Source organism: Catenibacterium mitsuokai, assembly GCF_025148785.1.
Lineage (GTDB): Bacteria > Bacillota_I > Bacilli_A > Erysipelotrichales > Coprobacillaceae > Catenibacterium > Catenibacterium mitsuoka.
Window position 1 is genome coordinate 2043359 of sequence record NZ_CP102271.1, and the last position, 26748, is coordinate 2070106.

Annotated in this window: 26 protein-coding genes and 1 pseudogene; 7 read left to right on the top strand and 20 right to left on the bottom strand. The window is 34.8% G+C overall.

Annotated features, from left to right (window positions below; all coding sequences use genetic code 11):
* Positions 1–13 precede the first annotated feature (13 nt).
* The gene (locus NQ499_RS10550; RefSeq protein ID WP_040389571.1) at positions 14–1021 is read right to left on the bottom strand and encodes a glycosyltransferase family 2 protein; all 1008 of its coding nucleotides are present in this window, start codon (positions 1019–1021) and stop codon (positions 14–16) included.
* Positions 1022–1153: 132 nt separating this feature from the next.
* Here NQ499_RS10550 and NQ499_RS10555 point away from each other — a divergent pair, with 132 nt between their 5' ends.
* Positions 1154–2263: a YdbT family protein gene (locus NQ499_RS10555; protein WP_006504523.1), complete on the top strand. Its 1110-nt coding sequence runs from the start codon at positions 1154–1156 to the stop codon at positions 2261–2263.
* 60 nt (positions 2264–2323) lie between these two features.
* Here NQ499_RS10555 and NQ499_RS10560 read toward each other — a convergent pair whose 3' ends face one another.
* The 3 genes from NQ499_RS10560 to NQ499_RS10570 all read right to left on the bottom strand — a co-directional run bounded on the left by NQ499_RS10560 (position 2324) and on the right by NQ499_RS10570 (position 4281).
* Positions 2324–2647, bottom strand: a complete 324-nt coding sequence (locus NQ499_RS10560) for a PadR family transcriptional regulator (protein ID WP_006504524.1) — start codon at positions 2645–2647, stop codon at positions 2324–2326.
* Between the two features lie 153 nt (positions 2648–2800).
* Complete coding sequence (locus NQ499_RS10565; protein ID WP_006504525.1) at positions 2801–3694, bottom strand: exonuclease domain-containing protein; 894 nt, start codon at positions 3692–3694, stop codon at positions 2801–2803.
* Positions 3691–4281, bottom strand: a complete 591-nt coding sequence (locus tag NQ499_RS10570) for a ribonuclease H1 domain-containing protein (protein ID WP_006504526.1) — start codon at positions 4279–4281, stop codon at positions 3691–3693. The genes NQ499_RS10565 and NQ499_RS10570 overlap by 4 nt, the downstream gene beginning before the upstream one ends.
* 117 nt (positions 4282–4398) lie before the next feature.
* On the opposite strand from NQ499_RS10570, the gene pepT reads away from it, so the two are divergent.
* A complete protein-coding gene (gene pepT, locus NQ499_RS10575; RefSeq protein WP_006504527.1) occupies positions 4399–5613 on the top strand; it encodes a peptidase T in 1215 nt (404 codons plus the stop codon).
* Positions 5614–5616: 3 nt separating this feature from the next.
* Positions 5617–6522 (top strand): diacylglycerol/lipid kinase family protein, encoded by a 906-nt coding sequence (locus tag NQ499_RS10580; protein ID WP_006504528.1) that lies wholly within the window; start codon positions 5617–5619, stop codon positions 6520–6522.
* Between the two features lie 60 nt (positions 6523–6582).
* On the opposite strand, the gene NQ499_RS10585 is transcribed toward NQ499_RS10580, so the two are convergent.
* The 3 genes from NQ499_RS10585 to NQ499_RS10595 form a co-directional block, all read right to left on the bottom strand.
* Entirely contained in the window at positions 6583–7005 is a 423-nt protein-coding gene (locus NQ499_RS10585; RefSeq protein ID WP_006504529.1) for a VanZ family protein, read from the bottom strand.
* A 99-nt stretch (positions 7006–7104) separates the two neighbouring features.
* Positions 7105–7416, bottom strand: coding sequence for a transcriptional regulator (locus NQ499_RS10590; RefSeq protein WP_006504530.1), 312 nt, complete (start codon positions 7414–7416; stop codon positions 7105–7107).
* A gap of 156 nt (positions 7417–7572) precedes the next feature.
* Complete coding sequence (locus NQ499_RS10595) at positions 7573–7980, bottom strand: hypothetical protein (protein ID WP_006504531.1); 408 nt, start codon at positions 7978–7980, stop codon at positions 7573–7575.
* 184 nt (positions 7981–8164) lie between these two features.
* On the opposite strand from NQ499_RS10595, the gene NQ499_RS10600 reads away from it, so the two are divergent.
* Together NQ499_RS10600 and ltrA are read left to right on the top strand one after the other, a co-directional pair.
* The gene (locus NQ499_RS10600; RefSeq protein WP_006504532.1) at positions 8165–8470 is read left to right on the top strand and encodes a hypothetical protein; all 306 of its coding nucleotides are present in this window, start codon (positions 8165–8167) and stop codon (positions 8468–8470) included.
* A 567-nt stretch (positions 8471–9037) separates the two neighbouring features.
* Complete coding sequence (ltrA, locus tag NQ499_RS10605; protein WP_259848505.1) at positions 9038–10333, top strand: group II intron reverse transcriptase/maturase; 1296 nt, start codon at positions 9038–9040, stop codon at positions 10331–10333.
* A 106-nt stretch (positions 10334–10439) separates the two neighbouring features.
* Here the strand turns inward: ltrA and NQ499_RS10610 are convergent, their stop codons facing one another.
* Together NQ499_RS10610 and NQ499_RS13760 are read right to left on the bottom strand one after the other, a co-directional pair.
* Positions 10440–11720 (bottom strand): MATE family efflux transporter, encoded by a 1281-nt coding sequence (locus tag NQ499_RS10610; protein ID WP_259848506.1) that lies wholly within the window; start codon positions 11718–11720, stop codon positions 10440–10442.
* A gap of 364 nt (positions 11721–12084) precedes the next feature.
* Positions 12085–13357, bottom strand: a pseudogene (locus NQ499_RS13760) (transposase).
* A gap of 455 nt (positions 13358–13812) precedes the next feature.
* On the opposite strand from NQ499_RS13760, the gene NQ499_RS10625 reads away from it, so the two are divergent.
* Positions 13813–15063, top strand: coding sequence for an IS110 family RNA-guided transposase (locus tag NQ499_RS10625; RefSeq protein ID WP_259848508.1), 1251 nt, complete (start codon positions 13813–13815; stop codon positions 15061–15063).
* A gap of 124 nt (positions 15064–15187) precedes the next feature.
* On the opposite strand, the gene NQ499_RS10630 is transcribed toward NQ499_RS10625, so the two are convergent.
* The 7 genes from NQ499_RS10630 to NQ499_RS10660 all read right to left on the bottom strand — a co-directional run bounded on the left by NQ499_RS10630 (position 15188) and on the right by NQ499_RS10660 (position 21773).
* The gene (locus NQ499_RS10630; RefSeq protein ID WP_006507177.1) at positions 15188–16387 is read right to left on the bottom strand and encodes an L-serine ammonia-lyase, iron-sulfur-dependent, subunit alpha; all 1200 of its coding nucleotides are present in this window, start codon (positions 16385–16387) and stop codon (positions 15188–15190) included.
* A 37-nt stretch (positions 16388–16424) separates the two neighbouring features.
* Positions 16425–17309: an ROK family protein gene (locus NQ499_RS10635; protein ID WP_006507178.1), complete on the bottom strand. Its 885-nt coding sequence runs from the start codon at positions 17307–17309 to the stop codon at positions 16425–16427.
* A gap of 86 nt (positions 17310–17395) precedes the next feature.
* Entirely contained in the window at positions 17396–17653 is a 258-nt protein-coding gene (locus NQ499_RS10640; RefSeq protein WP_006507179.1) for a hypothetical protein, read from the bottom strand.
* A 36-nt stretch (positions 17654–17689) separates the two neighbouring features.
* A complete protein-coding gene (gene pflA, locus NQ499_RS10645; RefSeq protein WP_040390280.1) occupies positions 17690–18424 on the bottom strand; it encodes a pyruvate formate-lyase-activating protein in 735 nt (244 codons plus the stop codon).
* A 51-nt stretch (positions 18425–18475) separates the two neighbouring features.
* Positions 18476–20737, bottom strand: a complete 2262-nt coding sequence (pflB, locus tag NQ499_RS10650; protein WP_006507181.1) for a formate C-acetyltransferase — start codon at positions 20735–20737, stop codon at positions 18476–18478.
* 319 nt (positions 20738–21056) lie between these two features.
* Positions 21057–21425 carry a VOC family protein gene (locus NQ499_RS10655; protein ID WP_006507182.1) on the bottom strand — a complete coding sequence of 123 codons (369 nt, stop codon included), beginning with the start codon at positions 21423–21425 and terminating at the stop codon, positions 21057–21059.
* 12 nt (positions 21426–21437) lie between these two features.
* A complete protein-coding gene (locus NQ499_RS10660; protein ID WP_050772230.1) occupies positions 21438–21773 on the bottom strand; it encodes a PTS transporter subunit EIIB in 336 nt (111 codons plus the stop codon).
* A gap of 88 nt (positions 21774–21861) precedes the next feature.
* Between NQ499_RS10660 and NQ499_RS10665 the strand changes: the two genes are divergently transcribed.
* Positions 21862–23064 carry an FtsW/RodA/SpoVE family cell cycle protein gene (locus tag NQ499_RS10665; RefSeq protein WP_006507183.1) on the top strand — a complete coding sequence of 401 codons (1203 nt, stop codon included), beginning with the start codon at positions 21862–21864 and terminating at the stop codon, positions 23062–23064.
* 41 nt (positions 23065–23105) lie between these two features.
* On the opposite strand, the gene NQ499_RS10670 is transcribed toward NQ499_RS10665, so the two are convergent.
* From NQ499_RS10670 to NQ499_RS10685, 4 genes are all read right to left on the bottom strand, one after another.
* A complete protein-coding gene (locus tag NQ499_RS10670; protein ID WP_006507185.1) occupies positions 23106–23567 on the bottom strand; it encodes a hypothetical protein in 462 nt (153 codons plus the stop codon).
* Positions 23539–24387: an RluA family pseudouridine synthase gene (locus NQ499_RS10675; protein WP_006507186.1), complete on the bottom strand. Its 849-nt coding sequence runs from the start codon at positions 24385–24387 to the stop codon at positions 23539–23541. Before NQ499_RS10675 ends, NQ499_RS10670 begins: the two co-directional genes overlap by 29 nt.
* Complete coding sequence (locus NQ499_RS10680; protein ID WP_006507187.1) at positions 24384–25151, bottom strand: NAD kinase; 768 nt, start codon at positions 25149–25151, stop codon at positions 24384–24386. Before NQ499_RS10680 ends, NQ499_RS10675 begins: the two co-directional genes overlap by 4 nt.
* Before the next feature lie 183 nt (positions 25152–25334).
* Positions 25335–26627 carry an IS110 family RNA-guided transposase gene (locus tag NQ499_RS10685; RefSeq protein ID WP_006504659.1) on the bottom strand — a complete coding sequence of 431 codons (1293 nt, stop codon included), beginning with the start codon at positions 26625–26627 and terminating at the stop codon, positions 25335–25337.
* Positions 26628–26748 lie beyond the last annotated feature (121 nt).

Sequence of the window (26748 nt, forward strand, 5' to 3'; positions counted from 1 at the left end):
GATAGAATCACTGTTAATTGAAACCGAATAGTTTCTGTGCAAGTTTATATCCACCAACGATTAGTTTACGTCCTAGCGGATCATCTAATTGCATAGCAAGACCTAATGCAGTCTTTTTAACTTCCTTATAAACAGCTGGCTTTGTATCTTTCATATAAGCCCATAAATCATTACGCTTCTGTAGGTTTTCTTCTGTACCACTCTTAATGCATAATACAGTAGTTACTGTAGTAATCATAGAAAGATACTTGATTAAGTATTTTCTCATCTTACGTGATTTAAGCTTATCAATATCGATTGCATCAATCATACGTTTATTCACTCTGATCTGCTGATCAATACGTCCAATCATGACTGTTTCATTCACTGATTGATCTTCACGACCAATGAAATAGTGATATAAATCAACATTTAGATAATACATAGTCTGAACGAATGGAATTGGTTCATACACAAATAAATTATCTACATAGAATGTATGCTTAGGAAGTACAAGACCACTTGCACGTAATACTTCTGTACGATAGATAATTGAATGCATTAATAGGTTCTGTGATGGATAGAAATATTTCACATCATACCATCTAAAAATCTTATTTTCAGGTAATGCATTTGTATAACGAATAGGCTTCTGTGTATTCTTTGATGGTTTATCATAGACATAGTTACAGATCATCATATCGACATCATTACCAAGTTTCTTTAATGTCTGAATCACTTTAACTAAAGATGCTTCATCAAACCAGTCATCACTGTCTAATACTTTAAAGAAGCGTCCGGTTGCATTCTTTAAACCAGTATTAACTGCTTCACCATGTCCACCATTTTCCTGATGTATACATCTGATTGTTGCAGGATATTCTTCCTCTAATAAGTCCCCTATCTCTCCTGTCTTATCCTTAGAACCATCATCAATGATTAAGATTTCAATATCATTTTCACATATTAATAATGGTTCAATAGCATGTCTCATATAATCCTGTGAATTATAACAAGGAACCGCAACTGTAAGAGTTTTCATATTTTTACCTCCATATAGATTTATTTTACCATAAATCACCTTATTAAGGCTATAATTTATCAACTATCGCTTGTGTTTACATCTAAAATTAATGTAATATATACTGTATACGTAAGGAGTTGAGGTAAAAAAATGAATAGAGACGTAACATATAAGGATAGTTTACTATTTCACATTAGTACAATGAAGGTCCTTTGTCCTGTATTTGGTATTATCATGTTAGTTCTTGGCTTTATAGAAGCAAAAGACGGTTATTATGTGATTACAGGGCTTGGTGTCATCGGGCTTCTACTTATGATTTATATCACTTTAAAGGTGAACAAGAAGAAGACTTTCTCTTATATGATGACTGAAGATGATATTACTTTTAAAGAAGGTAATAATGAAAAAAAGTATGCTTATGAAGATATTACTAAACTAGTAGATGATGGTAAGACACTCACTATTTATTCTAAAGAAGGAGTGATTGCACAGCTTTCTTCATTAGAATTTGAAGTGGCTGATTTAGCTGAATTAGTTGAAGAATGTACTGACCATAAGATCCCTTATGAAGATATTGAAGGTACAAAGGAAGCACCTAGTCGTATGCCTTCTGTATCAGTTACTAAACCAGTAATGCTTGTATTAACACTTATCCAGTTAGTGTCATTAGTGGCTGGTATGATTGGCGCACTTGATTCTCTTGTTGTGAGTGGATTAATTTCTATCGTTATCCCAGTACTTGCAGGTATTTACTATTTAGGTCTCACTGCTGAAGGAAATCAGCCAGCAATCAAAGAATTGTATGGATTGTTCTTCTGTAACTTTATTATCCCTGCTATTACAGGATGGTTAGTTCTATTCACTAAATATGCAATGGAAAATACAAGACCTCTTATTTATGCATCAATTATTGTATTCTTAATTATCTTTGTATTCTATCGCTGGATTGGTGAAAAAGCTGGATTACCTAGAGATGCATTATTTACATGTTTCTTAGTGATCTTCATTCCTCTCGCATTATGCTGGATTAATGATCCTCTTGCAAAAGTAACTGCGACTGAAGAATGCATTATTACTAAGACAGAACATTATACAACCAAGTTTTCACAGGTCTATCATTTTAATGTGAAAACAGGTAAAAAGAAATTTACTTATCGTGCTACCGCAAAAGAATTCAAACAGTATAAGAAAGGTGATACAATCACTATTACTACTAAAACTGGACCTTTCGCAGTCAGCTATAAAGAAATCAAGAAATAGGCAGATGCCTATTTCTTTTTTAATGCAAAAAAATAGAGTTCCTTTGTAGGAAACTCTATTTTAATCTTTGTGAATAAATGAATTGATACAATCCACTAATTCGTCAAATTCCACAATAATCTTGTCTAAGTATTCCTTTCCGGCTGGTTCTAGGTGATAATACACTCTAGCTTTATTGTGGTAGATGACTGTGTTGCTTGAAATATAGCCGTTTTCAATGAGTTTGTAGATAATAGGATACATTGTACCATTCTTTGGTTCAATGCGACCCTTAGATTTTTCTGCAATCTCTTTAGTTAATTCGTACGCATATTGATCTTTTTCTTTCAATAAGCTTAAAATCATTAAATCGAGTTTAAATAAATAGTTTGAAGTCTTTGCCATAATTAATCACCTACAATAAGACTATCAAAAATTAGAAGCGTTTTCAATACATTTCAATAATAAAATGACGCATTATTGCACCAAACTGTAATTTCTTGCTGTTTTTTTAATAAAAAAGTGGACATTTTAAATAATAGTACACAAGAAAAGAACTCACTTAAGAGTTCTTTTTCTTACCATATCAATATACTGGTCTTCATGAAGGATTCTGATATCCTGGCCTTGTCTTGATAAAGTGATGGCTTTTTTAATCTTCTTATTGCCTTTTTGATATCTTGTCTGCTGGTAGTCCTTTTTACCAATAACGAGATATTTTGTCTGAGTTGTTACATGGAATGATGGTATCATACCATCCTGTTCTACGAATGATTCTATTTCTTGTTTTGTATGGGCAAGTTTACCTGTAAATGCGACTGTTTCTTTCTGAATTCCCATCTTCACTTCCTGTACCTTATCACTTGATACAAGAGGTTCAATAGATGAACTTGTCATACGTCCTAAAGGTACATTTTCTTTCTCATGAAGTTCCTTAAGACTTGTATAGTGATGTTCTTCCATCATCTTCTTTAATAGCTCTGCACAAGCCAATGAATCAGCCAATGCATTATGCGCATTTTCGAGATCAACAGAATAAAAGTCACATAGAGAACCTAAACCATACTTCTGTAATTCAGGATGAAATAGCTTTGCAAGAACTAATGTACATGATAAATAACAGGTAGGCTTTCTTATACGGAATCTTCTAAATACGGCTAGCAAGTGATTGAGGTCTGATTGGATATCATGAGATATCACGATACTGTTTTCAAAATACTTACTGATCTTAGGCCATATTTCTGGGAATGTCGGTTGTTTCTTTAAATCCTGTGGTCTTATTTTATGAACCTTATAGCGATAAGGATCAAAAGTCAATTTAGGAGGTCTAATAAGTGAATAGAATGTTTCCTTCACTTTCATATCCTCTAGCACAACTATACCTATAGAGCAGACACTCACAGGATCATTATTCAATTCTTCAATGTCAAAAATAGTTATTTTTTCACTCATTCAATTCCCACTGCTTTCTTGGCAAGCTGATCTGCCTGTTCATTATAGAAGTCACCTGTATGTGCTTCTACCTTCATAAATACTATAGGCAGCTTTTGACGATACTCAGCCATTTGACTCGCATAATACTGTGTCAGCTTCTTATTGGCTTTCCATTCTCCAATAGCCCACTTTTCAATTCCCATATAATCATAATAAATCACAATACCATCATATTCAGGATGTTCTACTGCATACTTTACTGCAGCTAAAGCTCCAAATATTTCTCCTGCAACATTACGACTCGATAAGCATTCCTCATTATCTCCATGTCCATAAAGACGTTTGATGACCTGCTGTCCATCAATTAAAACAGCACCATAGCCATATACTTTCTTTTTTGCATTAAAAGAACCATCTACATAAGCAATTAACCCATGTTCCATTTGAGGTATTTCCTTTTTATCAGAAATGAACTCTTCTGCTTCCTTGCGTGATGTAAAGGACTTATAAGACGCATTCTTAAAGCCATGAATCTGCTTCTGGCATTCTGCCCATGAGTTATAGATACCTGGTTCTCTTCCGTTTTTTACGGCATAATATTTCATTTTTATCACCTACCCCATAATAATGAAAACAATAGGGCTTGTCTAGTTAATTATGCAAGTTCACAAAAACAATTTACTATGTTAAAATGAAAGAAATAAACAAAGTGAGGTTATTTTATGTTGATTGAAAAGAGATTTTTGAAATATGTGAGTTTTGATACACAATCTGATGAATCTTCTACAACATCTCCTTCTACAGAAAAACAATTTGATTTAGCTGATTTCTTGAGTGAAGAAATGCAGATTCTTGGTGTAGATGAAGTAGAAAGAACAGATCAGGGAATTGTATACGGTAAGATTTATAGTAATACTGATGAGCCTATGAAAGCTATTGGATTTATTGCACATATGGATACTTCTCCAGATGCAAGTGGACATGATATTCATCCACGTATTATTCGTTCTTATCCAGGAGGACGTATTATTCTTAATGAAGAAAAGAAGATGTATTTAGACCCAGAAACAAATCCTGAATTAAAAGGACTTGTGGGTGATGATTTAATTACAACTGATGGAACTACACTTCTTGGTGCTGATGATAAAGCAGGTGTGGCTATTATTATGAGCATGGTAGAGTATATCTGCCAGAATAGAGATTTTAAGCATGGAGATATCTGTATTGCCTTTACACCTGATGAAGAAGTAGGTAGAGGTACTGAAAACTTTGATGTTAAGAGATTTGGTGCTGATTATGCTTATACAGTAGATGGTGGCAGAATCGATGAATTCAGTTTTGAAAACTTCAATGCCTATAAAGCAGATGTCACTATTACAGGTAAGAGTTATCATCCAGGTGATTCTAAAGGCAAGATGGTCAATGCCCTTACTTTAGGTCGTCAGTTTGATACAATGCTTGGTGATAATAAACGTCCTGAAGCGACTGAACATAAAGAAGGCTTCTATCATCTTCATCATATGGAAGGTGATGTTTCTACCACTAAGATGACTTATATACTAAGAGATCATGATATGGACAATATGCATGATATGATTCATACAATGCAGTTAGCTGCTTCTTATTTAAATCAGGTAAATCATGGACATTATATTGATATTGACTTTACTTTACAGTATAAGAATATGATTGAAGTTATCAATAAGACACCTGATATTGTATATAAGGTAAAACAGGCAATGATTAATATAGGACTTGATCCTATTGCTTCTCCTATTAGAGGTGGTACTGATGGAGCTAATTTAAGCTTTATGGGACTTCCTTGTCCAAACTTAGGTACTGGTGGATATAACTATCATGGTCCTTATGAATTCTGTAGTATTAATTCTATGAAAAAGGGTGTTAAGTTGCTTCTTGAATTGATTAAGGAGGCATAGTATATGAAGTGTTTGTTTATTATTAATCCTTCTAGTGGTACACATGCATTCCAGAAGTCTATTGACAAGTTTATTGGTCAGTTAATACTTCATACTAACGTGAATACAATTGATACTTACTTCACAAGAGGCAAGAATGATGGATTAGAACGTGCAGCAAGATTAACTAGAAATGAATATGACTTTATTGTAGCCGTAGGTGGAGATGGTACAATTAACGAAATCATTACAGGACTTATTAAGAGTGAATCTAAGATTCCTCTTGCAATCTTAGCAGCAGGCACTGTGAATGACTTTGCAACTTATCTAAATCTTCCTAATACTCCAGAAGCATTCCGTGATATGATTGCCCGTTTCAAGACAAAGAAGATTGATGCAGGTTATGTAGATAATCATTGTTTTGCGAATGTATTAAGTGGTGGTATGTTTAGTGATATTGGATTCCTTGTCACTAAAGAGGAAAAGAAAAAGTTTGGTCCTCTTGCCTACTATATTAATGGATTGAAGATGTTACCTGAACAGTTAGGCTTATCACTTCATCTTAAAGTAAAAGCAGATGAAATAGAGTTTGAAGAAGATGCCGCATTATTCATGATTACGAATAGTTCTCATGTTGGAGGATTTTCAGGAGTGACTCCTTATGCTTCTACAAGTGATGGCAAGTTAGATCTTATTATTATTAAAAAAGGCAATGTCGCTGAACTACTTAATGTCTTCATGGATTATAAGCGTAATCTTCATCCACAGAATCCTATGATTCATTATGTCCAGGCAAAGGATATCACAATCAGTTGTGATGAGGATATTGTCTATGATATTGATGGTGAAAAGGGACAGACTTTCCCTGTTCATGTTGAATGTTTAAGACATGCTTTTTCACTCATTATTCCAGATCAGGATGAAAACTAAACACAAAGAGGAAAATCGATTTTGATTTTCCTCTTTTTTTAGTTCATGATGTTAAGTTGTTTATTTTTTTGTAAAGAACTTGATACTTCTATAGATATAGTAAGCGAGTGCGGCACCTGCCATATAATAGAAGAAATCAGTGACATCAAAATAGCCTCTTAATGAAAGTAATTTCGCTACTTCGAAAATAAAGCTAGCACCTAGAATAAATGTGATTAACTGTCCTAATGTACAATCCTTCTTGATCACATAATACAATGCGACTGGCATCACTAAGAATATCTTCACAATCACATTCATCTGTAACGCCTGATAGTTAGTATTAGGATTATAATAGAATGGAACTAGATTAGTCGCATTGGCTATTCTAGAGAAATAAGGTGTGCTGCTACTTAGAATAGGTCTTTTCTCTATTATAAATGCGATAAATACAAGTAAGTAGAATACGATAATGCATGATTTAAACGATAGGGTCTTTTTCATAATTTCCTCCTGTTAATATGATCATGAACTATTTGACTATCTTCACTACTTATTACTACAAGATAATTATATACTATCAAAAAAAAAAATCTGATAAAATCAGACTTTCTGTGCATTTTTTCCCTCTTCCACTAATTTATTCAATAAAGCCACATACTCTTCAAACTGTGTTCTACCTCCATCAGTCAAATGATAAGTTGTCTGTGGTCTGTTATTTACAAATTCCTTTCTCACTTCCATAAATCCTTCTTGAATAAGCTTTTTAGTATGTGTTGTCATATTCCCGTCTGTACAACCTAGAATCTCTTTCATCTGTTTATAAGTGAGATCTTCAATACTTAAACTGGCAATCATTTGAATTCTTATGTGCGATTCAAATACCTTTGATGTATTGTTCATAACGTTTTCCATTAGATTTCCTCCCTAGCATCAATAGAATCAGCATTACCAATATGCATTAATTTCTGGTTGTTTAGCATATTTTTCAAAATATATAATTATTATATAATTTATATCAATAAATTTAAAGACTATGAACAATAAAAAAATAGAAATCATCAATGATTTCTACTTTTTTAGAAGGTTATAGAGATTATAAATCATGATCACAGTAGTAATCACAATTAAAGAAATATTATTATATGTGAATTGTGTAATCACATTCGTATATAGATGGTTCTGAATAATCGCAGAATATTGGTCAAATATTAAAAATAATCCAATTGCTGCATAGACACCACTGATAATCTTTGTGACATTATTCTTAGTTGCCATCACAAACATTAAAATAAAACATATCGCAATTAAGATATTTGTGATAATTGAAAATGATACAGCTGTAGAATAATTCTGATTATGAGTCAGTAATGTAAGTGCCTGCTGGAATTTCTGTACGTATTCTGTTGATGAAGTTTGAATAATATAAAGCGCTATAGGAGTTGCCCCATAGATAATTGATTTAGTCGTATCTTTCATAGTCTTTCCCCTTTTATAAGTATTTTAATCTATTTTAATGTAAGTTACAAGACTCCTATTAAGTTGTCATAATTCTGCTTTCAAATATACTTTTTTTAAAATAGTAATATATATTTACTCTTTCTTAAAGAATTTATATAATAATTATAGAAAGAAAACATAAACGAAAGCGCAGGTGAATCTTATGAATGTTTCTCAAACTCTTTATAGTGGTTTATTAATTAAAGTTCTCCCTTTATTAATTGGATCACTAATCCTTACATTCCTATTAGTGAAATCAAAGATGACTAAGTTCTTTTATCTACTCATAGGTATAGAAGTCATTGCGATATTGATACTCCACTATAGCACAATATCAATGTCAATGATGTTATATGAACAGACAAAAATCTTTAGTACACTTTCCAATATGTTCACAATAGTAGGAATATACTTACTTATTCCTCTTCTTTCAATCATACTCTATATCATATTAAGAAAAAGAATTTAAGAGCGATTTAGTCAATCGCTCTTTTAAGGTGTGCCGGGCATGGCACTGATTCAGTCGGAGATAAACCGACCACAGGTAGTTACCGCCAAGTGTAGTGAACCACAAGCCGATACCATAAAGGTAGGAGTGAAGGAAGTGGTGTAGCAATTCCTTTGAGCGTACGAACAGAAACTTGATATAAGGCTAAATGGTGGATAAGGTTGCCTTACAAACCGAAGTCCTAAAGGTAAACGTAAAACCAAGAGAGTAAATCAAGGCGTTGTGAAGGAAACAGGATTAGTGAATTACCCCGGGAGGCCTCACAGGCAACGAAGTCCAATATCTTTAAAATCAGTGATGGTAAGTTGTGCGACAAAAAGCTCACTGTGAGGAGTCAGCTGAGGTCATAGTAGGTGTCTCACCAACACTAAAGGACCTAATGTTTATATGATGTTACTCATCATAAAGCAATGTCTAGATAGTTCGAAATTGGAATCATTTCATAAATGGAAAACGTAATTTCTGTGGAGATGAAGGAAGAGGGAACAGTTCTAGATAAATCTACGATATGAAAAGGAGAACACAGACATGAGATTAATTGATGAAATACTTAGTGATTCTAACATCGACAGGGCTATTCTACAGGTCAAGAGAAACAAAGGTGTATCTGGAATCGACAAGATGACAGTAGATGAACTTGATGAATATTTCTATAAGTATAGAAGAGAGATTAGATACTCTATACTTAATAAGAAGTATAAGCCCCAATCAGTCAAGAGAGTCTATATCCCAAAGCCTAATGGCAAGAAAAGACCATTAGGTATACCTACAGTAGTGGATAGAGTTATTCAACAGGCTGTTGCACAGATATTGATGAAGAAATTAGATTCTTCATTCAGTGAATTCAGTTATGGATTCAGACCAAGAAAAAGTGCACAGATGGCTGTATTAAAGACTCTAGAATACATCAATGAAGGTTATGACTGGGTTATAGACTTAGATATTGAAGCATACTTTGACACTGTAAATCATGATAAATTAATCTCAATACTTAGAGAAAAGCACGTGAATGACTCAACAACATTACATCTTATTCGCAAATTCATGCAGGCAGGGATTATGGAAGATGGTTTAGTAAAACCTTCGAGAATCGGTGTGCCTCAGGGAGGTCCACTCTCACCAATCCTTTCTAACGTTTATTTAGATAAGTTTGACAAGGAACTGGAATATAGAGGACTACGCTTTGTTAGATATGCAGATGACTGCAATATCTTCGTTAAGAGCGAGATGAGTGCAAATAGAGTAATGAAGTCAGTCACTTCATGGCTAGAGAGAAAACTATTTCTTAAAGTCAGCGCTACTAAAACCAAAGTGGTCAGACCACCCGAAAGCAAGTTTCTAGGATTCACCTACCTCCAAAGGAATGGTGAATGGAAATGCAAGCCTTCCAATCAGAGCAAGATGAAAATCTACGATAAATGTAGAAGAGAACTTATAAGAAGGATAGGAATTGCACGCCCTCTTGCAGTTACATTCAAGAGAATCAATCAGATTGTAGTGGGGTGGATTAACTATTATCGAATAGGCGTGATGAAATACTTCATTGACGTCTTTGGTCAATGGCTTCGCCATAAAATCAGAGTAATCATTTTGAAACAGTGGAAAAGACCTAAAACGATTTATAAAAACTTATACAAAATGAATAGGCTATTTTCTTGCCAATTTTCTGATGAACAAATCTTTTCGGTGGCAAACTCTAGACGCGGACTTTATAGCCAGGCCTGTGGTCATGTAATTAATAATATTATTAGTCCCAAATTCTTGGGTAAAAGAATAGGAGATAGACCTGGTCTGATCAATCCCCTTAATTACTATCTAAGTTAGTCTGAAATTATCATATAAATGTAGCGCCGTATACGAGACCCGTACGTACGGTGCAACGGGAGGCACAGAAATAATAGTTAATTAACCTTTTAATATTATTCCTTGTCTACCCTATTTTGAGATATGTAAGTCCTACACACGTAGTAATTATTTCAGATAGTGGTAATGAAGCCCAGATTCCTTTCATACCTAGCTGTGAAAGAACGATAGATGCAGGCACGATAAGCACTACACCACGTAATAGAATAAGTGTAGAGGCTATTTTAGCACTCTCTATTGAAGTAAAGTATGTAGTTAAGACAATGTTTACCCCTGCAAAGAATAAGCCTGTAAACATGATTTTAAAGCCTTCTACAGCTAATTGGTATAACATTGCATTGTTTGTCTTATTAAAGAGAGAGGTAATCATAGAGGCATTTGTAAATACTGTTAAGTAGATGATTGAAGATAACAACAACGAAATAGTAAGAGTCATTCTTCTTAACATAATAAGATTCTTTGTATCATGAGAACCATAGGATTCACTAGTAAGAGGCTGCATACCATGTGCAAGACCATTAAATATCGCAATACATACAAGCCATATATTACATACAACACCATAAGTAGCAACACCTATATTACCTGTAATCTTTAATATAAGTGTATTAAAAAGAAGTACTACTAAACCACTTGAAATCTCTATCAACATAGAAGGAAATCCCAATTTAATAATTCTTCTTATAATAGAGAACTGAAAACGAAGCTGAACAGGATGGAATGTATTCTTCTTTTTAATGAAATGTAAAGAGAGAATACTTAATCCAATCAGAGGTGCGAGACAAGTCGCAAAAACAGCACCAAACATTCCCATATGACATAAGAATATAAATACATAATCAAGTACGACATTCATAAATGAAGCGACAATCATAGCTGTTGTAGCGAGAGCTGGATTGTTATCGTTTCTTACTAATGCATTGAGTGCATTATTGAAGATAAAGGCAGGTGTAAATATCATAATAGTTCTGAGATAAGTCACTGTATCTTTTAATACGGCATCATTGGCTCCTAGCATTCTTGCAAGAGAAGGACTATATAATACTCCTGTAATCATGAAAAGTGCGCCTATTACAAGTCCTAAAAGCACTGTGTGATTAAATACCTGATTGATTTCATCATGCTTGTGATCTATTTTCAAAATAGATAATCTAATGCCAGATCCTATTCCTAACATGAGTCCTATCCCATAAATAAAATTAAATACAGGTATTGCAAGATTTAATGCAGTGAGTCCTTTATCCCCTATTCCCTGGGCAATAAAGAATGTATCTGCAAGTATATAAAACGATATAGCCATTTCTCCCAATATGCTGAAACATATATATTTAATAAATCTTTGTTTCATAGTTTCCTCCATTTCCCCGCGCCTTCGTTGCGCGGACACAAATATATAATCAAACTCAAAGCTAAAGTGAAAAGTTAAATTCCACTTTAAAACAGAACGAAACAAATGTGGAATTTACTCGTTCAGGATAATGTTTTCATAAGAATATCGGATATTAAGTCTGATATTCTTTTTGTTTTAGAAATGGAAATTAGTCATACGTATATAAGAAGTGTGACTTTAATCACAGAAATCATTGTATTTTAAGGCACAATAAAGCTATGGAATTTCGTTCATTTTTTTCGGGTGTAAGACTAAATTCCACTTTAACTGCATGTGCTATTGTCAGTCTGCATCTCATGTTTCATACATTCTCCGAATGATTTTAGTTATCTTCTTTTAATAAATATGGTTTTAAAATTATTTCATCATTTTCTATTTTCTTGATTCCAAATTCTATGAATTTCTTATATAAATCTGGACTTAGGAACTCCATCATCTCCAGCGGTGACTTTCCTTTTAGGTTCTCCTTTGGCTGGGAATTGATGTGGGATGCCATGAGGTTAGCCTTCTCCTGTGAATCAAAACCGAGATCCTTGAGATCTGCTTCTTTAGGGCATATGTAACGTATCTCTTTGTGGTTGTTCTCAAGACTTCCTTTCTGGCATGATTGCATAGGATCACAGTAAAAGACATGAGTCCTCATGCTGCCATCATTGTCCTTTTCTAGTCCATCTGCATCTGAGAATTCAGTACCTCTATCTGTCTTGATGACCTCCACTTCCTTTACAAAAAGGTTTTTTCCTAATATTGATTCAAGAAGGGCTACGCCTTCAACCATAGCCTTTGCAGTCTTCTCTTCATGGTATATAATGAACATGAAAGAGTAAGACAGGAACTTAAAAGTCTGCATGAAGGACCGCTTTGCCCATTGTAGACGGTATCCATCTCGACAATACTAACGTTGTCATGATCGTCAGTATATGAGATGAAATCCTTATAGGTGCGGCCTATCAGGAACTTTCTGTCTTCTCTTTTTTTATATTTGACAGAATCCTTCTTTGATATTCTTCTTGTCTTGACTCTTAAGTCAATATCAAGCAGGCCGAACTGTCTAAATACGCCAGATTCTATGTAATTGTATAATGTCTTTTCAGAAATATTCAGTTCAGGATGAGAAGTGATGATCGATATGGTGAATGACCCTTCTTAACAAGAGGGACAATGACATCAGCTAAAGCCTTAAGTTCGCTGTATGTCATGTTTATTCCTTCTCTTGATTCAATGAGATCAGCCATATATTCCTTATTGGCGAGATCTGCAGAATATGTGAACTTGTCAAATCTACAGTGCTGGAATTTAGGACACCCGTTGCAGGCACCAGGAGATCTGTCTCTTCGCTTGCATTTAAAAACTACCAAATCAGCACAATCCTTACATACATGATGATGCTTGCATCTGTCCTTGTTGGCACATGCAGGATCAAAACTGCAGTAATGTGAATGTTTTCTATGTGCCTTTATTTCTTTGCCTATAGTTGATTTATCCTTCCCAAGAGTTGCAGCGATAGAAGCCTTGGTAGCACCATTTTCTATCCCTCTCTCAATGATTTGTCTTTCTGAAAGAGTAAGATGTAAATTCTTATTTGATTTAGCCATGATAATCAGCCTTTCATGAAATAGAGAAACAGACATCACGGTAATTATATACCTGAAGGAGAAAATTCAACTATTGAAGGTGTAAAAGTAAATTCAACTGTAAGAGTAAAATCAACTGGAAAGATGTGAAAGACTAAACGCAACTTTGACCCGCCTAAAGTGGAATTTAACTTTTCACTTTAGAAATCAAACTCAAATCCACCAAAACTCTAGTGTGCCTCTCGATATAATAGTATAATCAAAGAGAGGTGGTATACTACAGAGCACGTGAGGGAGAGTAGGCAATTCTACTCAAATAGAATATCCTGAATTGTTATAAGTAGCCGCTATCTTTTCAAGCACAAATAAGTTGGACTTAGAGCCAGGACACTTATGATTGTACAATCAACTGAGTGATTAGCTTAGATAGCAGTCAATGCCACTTCTCTTCTTTCAATGAAAGGAGAGATTTTTTTATGAAGATTGTTAGACCAATCTGCTGTGGCATGGATGTTCACAAGAATATCATTGTGGCTACAATCGGTATTACTAATAAGAAAACTCGTATTACCGAATACATCCAAGAAACGTTTTCAACTTTAAACCCTGATTTACTGAATCTTAAACAGTGGCTCATTAATCACAAATGCTTTGATGCATGCATGGAATCTACTGGCAAATATTGGATTCCAATTTTTAACATCTTAGAAGATGAAATCAATATTTACTTAACTCATCCAAAATATGTCAAAGCAATTAAAGGGAAGAAAACTGACAAGAAAGATTCAAAATGGATCTGTGACTTATTTAAACATGATCTAATCAAATTTTCTTTCATACCGCCCAAAGAAATAAGAGCTTTACGAGAAATATCTCGCTATCGCTATAAATTGGTTGGAATGCGTTCCTCTGAACGTAATCGATATCAGAACTGTATGACAGTTTCCAATATCGGTATTGGTTCTGTATTTTCAGATCCGTTTGGAAAGTCTGCACAAGCAATCATGAAAGAAGTACTTGAGTCAGATATCATTGAAGATGAGAAAATTTTGAAATGTATCCATAGATCGTGTAAAAATAAAGATAAGATTCTAGATTCCATTAAACACTGCAATATCGAAACTGATCAGAGGTTTAAAATGAATGAATCAATGACTCATATGGAAGAATTACAAGTCCATATTAATAACTGTGAAATCGAAATGATGAAACGTGCAGCACCAATGTTCGATCAATTCATGCACATCACCCAACTACCAGGCATCAGCACTTTATCTGCAATTCTCATTATTTCAGAAATCGGAGTAGATATGAAACAATTCGAATCAGATAAACAGCTAACCTGTTGGGCTGGATTAGCACCTGCAAACAACGAAAGTGCTAACAAGAAAAAATCAGTTCGTATTTCTAAAGCAGGTCAATATTTAAAACCTTTATTAGTTCAGTGCGCTCTTGGAGCAATCAAAGATAAGGATGGCTATTTTGGAATTAAGTATTCTCGTATCAAAAAGAGACGAGGTCACAAGAAAGCCATTATCGCAATTGCAAGAATGATGCTTGTCAGTATATACCATATGATTCTTACTGGAGAGACATTTAATCCTTCAGATTATGAATCATTTAAAAATCCTAAGCCACCTATAAAGCAACAAGTTTTAACAGAAGAATCAGCAATTGAGTTTCTTAAGAAATCAGGTTTTGACGTTTCTAAATTAACTAAACCATAATATTCGATTATTCTATTTTTTCTAAATTATTCAAACTTGTTTTTAAGTTCGTCTTTTTTTATACGTTTTGATTGATTTTTGTTTCACACTTTCCCCCCTTATAAAAAAAGAAATAGTGAAATCACTATTTCAATTCTTTTGCGAGACCTCCTAGAGATGTTTCTTTATAAGCAACATTCAAGTCTTTGCCTGTTTCCTTCATAACTCTTACAACTGTATCGAAAGGTACTTTATTCTTACGTACATAACCTAACTGCCCTGCAAGCATCGCTGCATCATAAGCACGTAATGCAGCCAAGGCGTTTCTTTCAATACAAGGAATCTGTACATAGCCACCTACTGGGTCACATGTAAGACCTAAGTTATGTTCTAATCCCATTTCTGCGGCATAATCAATGAGACTATTATTTAACTCATTGATCCAGGCCATAGAGGCACTTGCCATTGCACAAGCTGTTCCTACTTCTGCCTGACATCCTCCATCTGCACCTGCAATAGTCGCATTATATTTAACTGTATTACCATATAATCCACCAATTGCAAGTGCTTTGACTAAGTCTCTCTTTTTTAAGCCCATCTGATGATGTGCATAATAGAGAATAGCTGGTAGTACACCACTTGCACCACATGTTGGTGCAGTGACAATCATATGACCATCTGCATTCTCTTCAGAAACTGCATAAGCATAACTGGCAATAAATAAACGTTCCTGAGCCATTTCATGATGTGTATTTAAAGCCTGTTGATACATAGAACCGGCTACTCTTTTTAATTGTAGACTGCCCTGTAAGATACCCTGTGTATGTAACCCGTTTTCTACGCAGGTAAACATTGCTTCAAGAACTTCAAATAAATATTCTTTAAAGTTTTCATCTTCAAAACGTAAGACATAATCATAAAGTGATAATCCTTCATTTTCACAATAATCAATGACTTCACGCATTGTATGATGAGGATAGATTTCTACCTTTTCCTCTTCTAAGTCTCCCTTAAAGTAAATTTCTCCTCCGCCAATAGAATACGCTTCAATAGGTTTTAATGCCTCTCCACCACAATATACTGTGACTAACATCCCATTAGGATGGTAAGGTAATTCACCGCTTTTAAAAGAAAAATCACATGGTATAGGGGCAAATGTCTGCTGCATGATTTTATCTGTTAAATGTCCTTTACCAGTTAAAGATAAAGAACCATACAGATCAACATGTACCTTTTCCATATCTGGATAAAGTGATTTGATTCTTTCAGCAATCTTCATCGGTCCATAAGTATGAGATGAGGAAGGACCAATTCCTATCTTATAAAGTTCTCTAAGTGACTGCATATTATCCTCCTTAAAAAAAGCAGGCTATGCCTACTTTTTATTTATTCTTTAAAGCCTGTTTAGCAAGTGCTAATCCACCACAAAATCCTGCATTATCTGCAAGTCCTGGATAAACAATATAATCCTTGATCTTATCTGTTGTAATTTCTTCTTTCGCAACATAACCGTTCAACATTTCCTGAACGTATTTATGAATCATTGGGAATAACTGTTTCTGGTGCATAACACCTCCACCTAAAATAATCTTCTTAGGTGAGATTGTAAGAATATAAATACATAAAGCCTGAGCAATATAATAAGCTTCTAGATCCCATGCTGGATGATCAGCAGGTAATTCTTTAGCGCTCTTACCCCAGCGTTCTTCAATAGCTGGTCCAGCTGCTAAACCTTCAAAACATGTTCCATGATATGGGCATTTACCCTTATAAGTATCTTCTGGGCGAGTAATCAATTTCATATGACCCATTTCTGGATGTAATAAGCCGTGTACAAGATTACCTTCTACAACAGCACCTCCACCTACACCTGTACCAATAGTCAAATATAATGCGCTGTTTAATCCCTTAGCAGCACCGAATTCTACTTCACCTAAACATGCACTGTTTACATCAGTATCAAATCCTACAGGAACACCAGGGAATGCTTCTTCTAAATCCTTTACGACATTATGATTAGACCATCCTGGTTTAGGAGTCGTAGTGACATTTCCATAAGTAGGGCTTGTCTTATCTGGGTCAATTGGGCCAAATGATCCAAAACCAATTGCTTCTACACCCTTATCCTTGAAGAATTCAATTGTTTTCTTCATTGTTTCTTCTGGTGTTGTAGTTGGGAAAGATTCTCTTTCAAAGATGTTACCATTCTCATCACCAACACCAACAACGAACTTTGTTCCTCCACCTTCAATAGTACCTAATTTCATTAACCTATACCTCCATAATAATAATTACCCATATTTTAAATTATTTACTCCTAAAAGTAAACGAGCTTTTAAAAAGTATAGTATTTTTAGGCCACCATTTTATCATTTTTATAATATGCATATTGATCGAGTGAATAACCATGTTCCTGCATGACCTTAGTCATGATTGTTCCTTCAATCATCGCACGCTTGGCAGTGATTTCTTTGTAGTTTTCTTCCCCGTTATGTGTATGGATAATATCCATTAATTGATTATGTACCTCTAAATAAAGGCTGCATAATGTGTCTAAACTCTGATTCTGTAAGAAAACGATGTAATTTTCATCAAAAAGCAATTCATCCATGAAAAATGCCTCCTTCTAGGAGACATTATATCATACTTATTTATATTTATCTGTATGTAGAATCTTATTTGCGTTTTCTACACGTTCATTTGTAGGTGGATCAATTCCTTCTAGCTGATATTCTAAGTTAAGTTCCTTCCACTTGTAAGTACCAAGAGTATGATAAGGAAGAACTTCTACCTTTTTAACGTTACTTAAAGTATCAATATAATCAGCCAATGCATGAAGATCTTCATCAAAGTCACTTCTTTCAGGGACTAAGACATGTCTGATCCAGATAGATTTATTGATATCATTCAAATATTGAATCATATCAAGAACACGCTTATTTGAAGCACCTGTTAACACCTGATGTCTTTCATCATTGATTTCTTTTATGTCTACCATAAGTAGATCTGTATATTTCATAAGTTCTTCAAACTTAGAGAAGAAAGGTTCTTCTCTTGTAAAGCATGCACCACTTGTATCAATACATGTATTGATTCCTGCTGCTTTAGCAAGCTTGAAAAATTCCAATAGGAAGTCAATCTGTACAAGCGGTTCTCCCCCAGATACAGTAATTCCACCATCTTTACCCCAATAAGGTTCAAAACGTAGGGCACGGTCTAAGGCCTGCTGTGGTGTCCATTCTTCAAACTTCTGACTTGCCCATGTATCTGGGTTATGGCAGAATTGACATCTAAAAGGACATCCATGTAGAAATAAGATAAATCGTACACCTGGCCCATCTACAAGACCAAATGTTTCTATAGAATGTACACGTGCATTCATCACATTCTCCTCCTCTATAAAAAACAGTCTCATAAGAGACTGTTTTTATTATTACATATGATCGTGACAAGTTCTAGCAATTACGTCTAACTGCTGTTCTCTATTTAAGTCAATGAACTTAACTGCATAACCAGATACACGGATTGTGAAGTTTGCATATTCTGGCTTTTCTGGATGTTCCATAGCATCGATTAACTTTTCTTTACCGAATACGTTAACATTTAAGTGATGAGCACCCTGTCTGAAGTAACCATCCATAACTGTTACTAACTTATCAGCTCTTTCAGCTTCGTCATGACCTAAAGCACTTGGAGCGATTGTCTGAGTATTTGAGATACCATCTAATGCCCATTCGTAAGGTAACTTAGCAACTGAGTTTAATGAAGCAAGTAAACCGTTCTTTTCTGCACCATATGCTGGGTTAGCACCTGGAGATAATGGTTCACCAGCTTTACGTCCATCAGGTAATGAACCTGTAGCCTTACCATAAACTACGTTAGAAGTGATTGTTAAGATAGAAGTAGTTGGTTCAGAATTTCTATATGTATGATGCTGTTTAATCTTTTCTAAGAATGTATGTAATAACCAAACTGCGATGTTGTCAGCTCTGTCATCATCGTTACCATAACGAGGGAAGTCACCTTCAACTTCATAATCAACTACGATACCATCTTCATCTCTGATAGTCTTAACCTTAGCATATTTGATTGCGCTTAATGAGTCTACTACATGTGAGAAACCAGCAATACCAGTAGCGAATGTTCTACGAACATCAGTATCGATTAATGCCATTTCTGCAGCTTCATAATAGTATTTATCATGCATGTACTGGATTAAGTTTAATGTATTTACATATAAATCTGCTAACCAGCCCATCATGTTGTCATATTTCTTGATAACTTCATCATAATCAAGATATTCAGAAGTAATTCCTCTGTATTCAGGACCTACCTGCTGTTTAGTCTTTTCATCAACACCACCATTGATAGCGTAAGTTAAGCACTTAGCTAAGTTAGCTCTCGCACCGAAGAACTGCATTTCTTTACCAGTCTGAGTAGCTGATACACAGCAGCAGATTGAATAGTCATCGCCCCATACAGGTCTCATAACGTCATCGTTTTCATACTGAATTGATGAAGTATCGATAGAGATCTTAGCAGCATACTTCTTGAAGTTTTCTGGTAATGCTTCTGTATATAGAACTGTTAAGTTTGGTTCTGGAGAAGGACCCATATCTTCTAATGTATGTAAGAAACGGTAGTCATTCTTTGTAACCATTGAACGTCCGTCAGTACCTAAACCTGCAACTTCAAGAGTAGCCCATACTGGGTCACCAGAGAATAATGCATTGTATGATGGGATACGTGCGAACTTAACCATACGGAATTTCATAACGATATGGTCAACTAATTCCTGAGCTTCGCTTTCAGTTAATGTACCGTTAGCTAAATCTCTTTCAATATAGATATCAAGGAATGTAGAGATACGTCCAACTGACATAGCTGCACCATTCTGAGTCTTGATAGCTGCTAAATAACCAAAGTATAACCACTGGAATGCTTCACGAGCGTTAGTAGCTGGTTTAGAAATATCATAACCATAAACTTCAGCCATCTTCTTCATATTGTTAAGAGCTCTTACCTGTTCAGCAATTTCTTCTCTCTTTCTGATGACGTCTTCAGTCATTGATCCGCTACCGCAGTTAGCAAAGTCTTCTTTCTTCCATTCGATTAATGCATCGATACCGTATAAAGCAACTCTTCTGTAGTCACCAACAATACGTCCACGACCATAAGTATCTGGAAGACCAGTGATGATTTTATTATGACGTGCTTTCATAATTTCAGGAGTGTAAACATCAAATACACCCTGGTTATGAGTCTTATGATATTCAGTAAAGATCTTGTGTAATTCTGGGCTTGGTGTGTAACCATAAGTTTCGCAAGCCTGTTCAGCCATACGGATACCACCATAAGGCATGAATGCTCTCTTTAAAGGCTTATCTGTCTGTAAACCAACAACAGTTTCTAAGTCCTTCATGCTTTCATCAATATAACCAGGTCCATAAGCAGTTAAACCAGAAACTACTTCAGTTTCCATATCAAGAACTCCGCCTTTAGCTCTTTCTTCTGCCTGAAGTTCCTGTAATCTGCCCCATAATTTATTAGTTGCTTCTGTAGGTTCAGCTAAGAATGATTCATCGCCATCATATGGTTTGTAGTTATTCTGAATGAAGTCTCTAGTATTTACTTCTTCTTTCCATAAACGGCCTTTGAATCCAGCCCACGCATCAGCAAAACGATTTGTATCCATTGTAACAATTCCTCCTTAAAGTATATAAAACTACTGAATTTTGTTACGCATCCTTTTCAGCGACTTCAATATACCATTATTCAAAATGTTTGTCCATGGATTTGCCTACATTTTTGTATGCGTTTTCTGTAAACGCATAACATTTTTAGCCTCGTAATAAAAATTTTTCTCACATATTTGTTTTATTTTCCGAAATTAGTAATATTACATTTGTTATTTTAGGAATAATGCGCTTACATTAGTAACTTTTTTTTCTACATAAAAATATTTTTTAATTATTTTTTCACAAAAAAAGGAAATGCAGCATGCATTTCCTAGACTATTTTTCAGGTATGATTTCAAGCCAGTATCCATCTGGATCCTGGATAAAATAGATGCCCATTGAAGGGTTTTCAAAACAGATACATCCCATCTTTTCATGTAATGCATGTGCCCCTTCATAATCATCTACATGAAAAGCTAAATGGAATTCTTCTTCACCAATATCATAAGCCTGTGGATGATCTTTAAGCCATGTGAGTTCTAATTCAAATGGAGTTGTTTCATTACCAACATAGACAATAATGAAACTTCCATCTTCACTCACAATACGTCTTCTTTCAGTTAAGCCTAATGCTTCTTCATAGAATTTAAGAGACGCATCTAGATCCTTAACGTTATAGTTTTCATGTACCATCTTAAATTTCATTGTGAATACCTCTTATTTGATTTTTTCTAAAACTGTTTCACAGATAACACTTGATGCTTTACCAAAGATCATAGTTAGTGTTAAATGACCTGCTACAATACCACTTGCACCAAGTGTTTTAATTGTTTCAATATCAAGATCCTTATCCTGCTTTAAAGTTGCCTTTAATTTAGAAGGTGATGCTTCTAAAGCAGTAATATTGTCTTTACCACCTAACGCCTTAATTAATAGATCCGCATCAATCGGACATTCTTCTTTACTTGTTTTCTTTTTACGAGTCATCATCACAACAATAATAAGCACAACAACTACTGCTGCAATAATACCAATCATCATATTTTTAGACACTTTATACACACTCCTTTTTATTGAAGTATCTTTAAAATATAGTATACTATAAGAATGAAAAAAGTAAAAAGAAAAAAGGAGGGCACGCATGGAAAAACTTGAAGAAACACTCAAGAAATATCCTCTCATTGCCTTAGTTATATTGTTTGGTGCAATCAGTTGTCTTGCAGTTGCAAGTGCTGCACCAATTATGACCAACGTCGCAAATCCTTACATGCTTTGGTTAAAGCAGGCTCTATATTATTTATTAGGCGGTGTTCTAAGTTATATCATCTATAAGATTGGTCAGGATACCCTATATAATCATATAAAAACACTCTATATGATTTTTATTGTATTACTTATCGGACTTGCAATAGATCATTTTGTCTATACAAAACTATTACATATCCATATAGTACCTCTCGCAAAATTCACAAATGGTGCTACTTCCTGGTATAACATCCCAGGCTTCACTTTTCAGCCTTCTGAATTTATGAAGATTATCATGGTTATGTATCTTGCGAAAATCACACAGGAATATAATGAGCGTATCTTAGTCAAAACAACTGATAGTGAAATCCAGTATATCATCCAAGTGATGAAGATTTCTTTACCACCTGCTATTCTTATTTATTTACAGAATGACTCAGGGGTTATGATGATTATTATGGCCGCAGTCTTCTTTGTATTATTATCAAGTGGTATGAATAAGAATTGGTTCCTATTTATTATTATCATCGGCCTTATCGGTGTACTTGGACTGGCTTATTTATTTATCTACCAGAATGGTATCTTCACATCTCTTATTTCAGGACATAAGTTATCCCGTATTTATGGTTGGTTAGATCCTGAAGGAACAACAGGTAACCAGGGGTTACAGTCATGGTTTGCGCAGTTATCTTATGGTACAGCCGGATGGTTTGGACATGGCTTTAGAGCTGTTGTCAAAGTCTTCCCTGAAGGTCAGACAGACTTTATCTTCTCTGTTATTGCGACTGATTTTGGTTATATAGGTGCATTCATCACCTTACTTGCAATTGCCGCATTTGATGTCATTATCTTAAGTATCGGCTTAAAGAGTGATAATATTCGTGATAAGACATTTATCATGGGAACATTTGGTTGTCTCATCTTCCAGCAGACATGGAATATTGGAATGATTCTTGGATTACTTCCTATTACTGGTATCACTTTACCAATGTTGTCATATGGTGGATCTTCATTACTTTCATATATGTTCGCATTAGGTATTATTATTGATATCGATTATCAGAATAAGCTTCGCGATGTAAAACATAAACAATATTAAAAAGCGACATACCTCTTATGAGGTATGCCGTTTTTTAATACTTATCCCTTAATATCTTTAAGTAAAGCTACATGTTCACCATAAATGTGTCCTGATTCAGGCACATAGATAATAAGTGCTTCTCTTTCGTTCTTATAAATAGAGCGACTCTTTTCTACAAATGCGAATAAGAGATCATCCCCTTTAGTTGTCTTAAGCTGGACTCTTTCATTGTACTTGACGGGTGTAACCACATATTCACAAGGTACTGTAGGCACCTCTTTTAAGCTCACCATCTGTTTATAATAGCTATAAACCATGAAGAATAAGCCAGCAGTAATAGCCATCCCAAGAGCATAGATTACTTTAGCTTGAGATGGAACAAGAAAAGCAGCCACTAATGTGATAATCACAACTACAGGAATAATTCTAGAGAACTTCTTATAGTGCTTTCCATATTCATTACATTTATAAGTCATATATTTTTCTGACTGCTTAAGATTTAATTTTTTTAATTCGTACATCGTTAAACACCTTCTTTAAAGTCATACATTGTTGTGTGATAGGATGTCTAAAAGCTATTTCTACACTGTCTAGATAAAAGCCTTCTCCTTCACCATAAAGTGGATCTCCTACAAGTGGACACCCTAAATAAGCCATGTGAACACGAATCTGATGCGTACGTCCTGTTTCTAACTTACATTCTACTAGAGAATACTCTCCAGTTGTTTTAATAGTACGGTAATGGGTGATTGCTTCTTTACCGCCTTCTCTTACTTCTCTTTTTGTCCCATGACCTTCTGCGTGGTCAATAGGAGCATTTACTGTTCCCTGCCCTGGATTGCCTTTGACAAGTGCATGATACACACGTTTCACCTGCTTGATATCATGAGAAAAAGCATCATGAACATAACGGCTTTTCGCAATCATCATGAGTCCTGATGTTTCTTTATCAAGTCGATTGACAAGATGTATCGCACTCTCAATATGATTCACTTTATAGTAATACATAATAGCATTCCCCAACGACTCTGTTAAGTACTTCTTAACAGGGATACAGGCAAGGTTGGGCTGTTTATCAATGATCATCAAATAATCATCTTCATAAACAACCTTCAAAGGGATATCTACAGGAATCACATTACTTGTTTCTTTAGGGAAGACAATCGCAACACTATCTCCCTCAACTGTTTTATAACACAAATACCGCTTTTCTCCATTCACCAATATTTCTCCATGATTCCTAGAATCTTTCACTAGTTTCTTAGAAATACCATGTAAATAGAAGAATTCATCTAAACGCATATCCACATGCTGTGCATCTATTTCAAATTGTAAGATCATAGATATGATTTCCTCAATCTCTTCACAAAAGATATATGACGGTAATTACAAAAATGCGCTACACGCTTAGAAAGACGTGCTTCTATGACATCATGATCCTTTAATTCATATATATCTGTATCTATGCCTAAAACCGCATTTTCATTAAAATCTGTCTCAAAGCGTACAACATCCTCTTCTCCTAAAATAAGAGGACTACCTAAAGAACGATAAGCATTATGATGAATACCCGCTATTTCAGTCACCTGCATCAATCTTAAACTAGGATTGATCACTGCACCTCCTAATGACTTATTCAATGCTGTAGAACCTGATGGTGTACTTACACAAAGCCCATTTCCTCTAAATGTTTCCATATGTTCATCATTCACATACATATCAATCACCTGTGAACGATAACTATTTTCTATACGCATTTCATTTAATGCATGAAAGATTTCTCCATTATAAGAAATACGTAAGAGATGTCGATCAAAAATCTCTGGTTGTTTTGTAAGAATATCTTCTACAAGCTGTTTATACTCATCTTTTAAATAATCTGTAAAGAATCCAAGTGTTCCTGTATGGATTCCTACAAAAGAAACATCATTTAAAACATGCTCATAACGATGGATAGAATAGATCATTGTCCCATCTCCACCTACAGATATCACTATCTCTGGATGTTCTTCATCGTAAGTCAGTTCCTTGAGTTCTTCTTTAATTAAAGCTGCAAGATGACGGGATACATCATCTTTTTTTGACACAATCGCATATCTTTTCATTTTTTCATCACCGTTATTATTATACTTTCTATTAGCTTTTTAAGCAATATGACTTGTATTGACGAGGTTGTTTGACAAGTATATAATTTTAGAAAAACAAGGAGATAATCTGAATAAAAATTGAAAGAGAAAACAAATTTTACCCTAAAAAAGTGCATAAAGCCCCTTTCCCCAAATGGAAGGCTATTCTATTTGAGGTGAGTTCTTAGATTCTTTTCTGATGAGTTGTAGAATCTCTGCTTCAGACAAGCCTGTGCGGCTGAGTTGATTGAAGGCATTTCGTAAATTATTTTTAACGTATTCAATTCGTTGCTTCTTTGTTGTTTCAACATCTGCCATGTCTGTTGGATTAAATGCTTCACCTGTTTTTAAAAGATGATAGACAGCAATAAGTATTTTTCTCGCAATCGCAATGATAGCTCGTTTCTTACCGCGTCTTTTAGATATCTTGTTGAATTTGTCTGCATAGTATTCGCATTCCTTATCTTTTACGGCAGCATGTGCAACCTGAACAAGACAAGGCTTAAGATAAACGCCAGCTTTTGAAACTTTAACCGATTTCTTTTTGCCAGCTGATTCATTACATCCAGGAGCTAATCCAGCCCATGCAGCAAGTTTGCGATGAGAGGACCATTGAGACATATCAGTGCCGATTTCAGAGATAATGGTAATAGCAGATTTTCTATTGATTCCTGGTATTGTACAAAGAAGCTGTATGTAGTCTTCGTAGTTGGCAACCATCAAGTTGATATGGTGCTGTATTTCATCAAGAAGAGAATCCAGATAGTCCATATGTTTCTGAACGATTTTAATTCTAGCCTTTTGAAACTGATTTAGCTGAATACCATCAACAGCACTCAGGATGTCTTCATGAGATGCTTTACAACCGGCATGAACTTTAGAAAGAATATCTTCACTTGTATATGGATCATTTGATAAAATAGTATTGACAATAGCGGAAGCAGATTTACCAAAGATATCAGAAAAAACAATATCAAGTTTACAGTTTCCAGTAGTCAAAGCATTTTGGAAACGATTCTTTTCAGAAGAACGCATATTGATAAGTTTATACTGATAGCGGGTAAATTCCCTGAGGACGCGGATATCCTTTTCAGGGATATAGCTGGATCTGACAATACCGAATTTAAAGAGGTCGGCAATCCATTTGGCATCCTTATTGTCATCCTTCTCACCTTTGATAGCCTTGACCCATTTAGGATTGGCAACAACGACATTAGAAATATGGCCTTCTAATGCATTGTATACAGGGATATAGTACTTGCCGGTTGATTCCATGCATACATTTTGACAGTTGTTTTCAATAAGCCAATCCCTGAATTGAATGAGCTGGTTATTGAAGGTTGAGAATCTTTTTTTAATGTACTTGGGTTTGACGGATTCAGAGATGCAGATAACAGCAACAATGAAAGATTTGTGCACGTCAACACCACAAGATCTAGGGTAAACAATCTCCATAAATAAAAGGCTCCTTATAAGAATATAGAGAAGGAGCTCAGTGACTGACTGATCAACACTAAAAGATTAAACTCAAGTCAATGATTAATCTGCAGACTTAAAAGACATACTCATGTGTGCT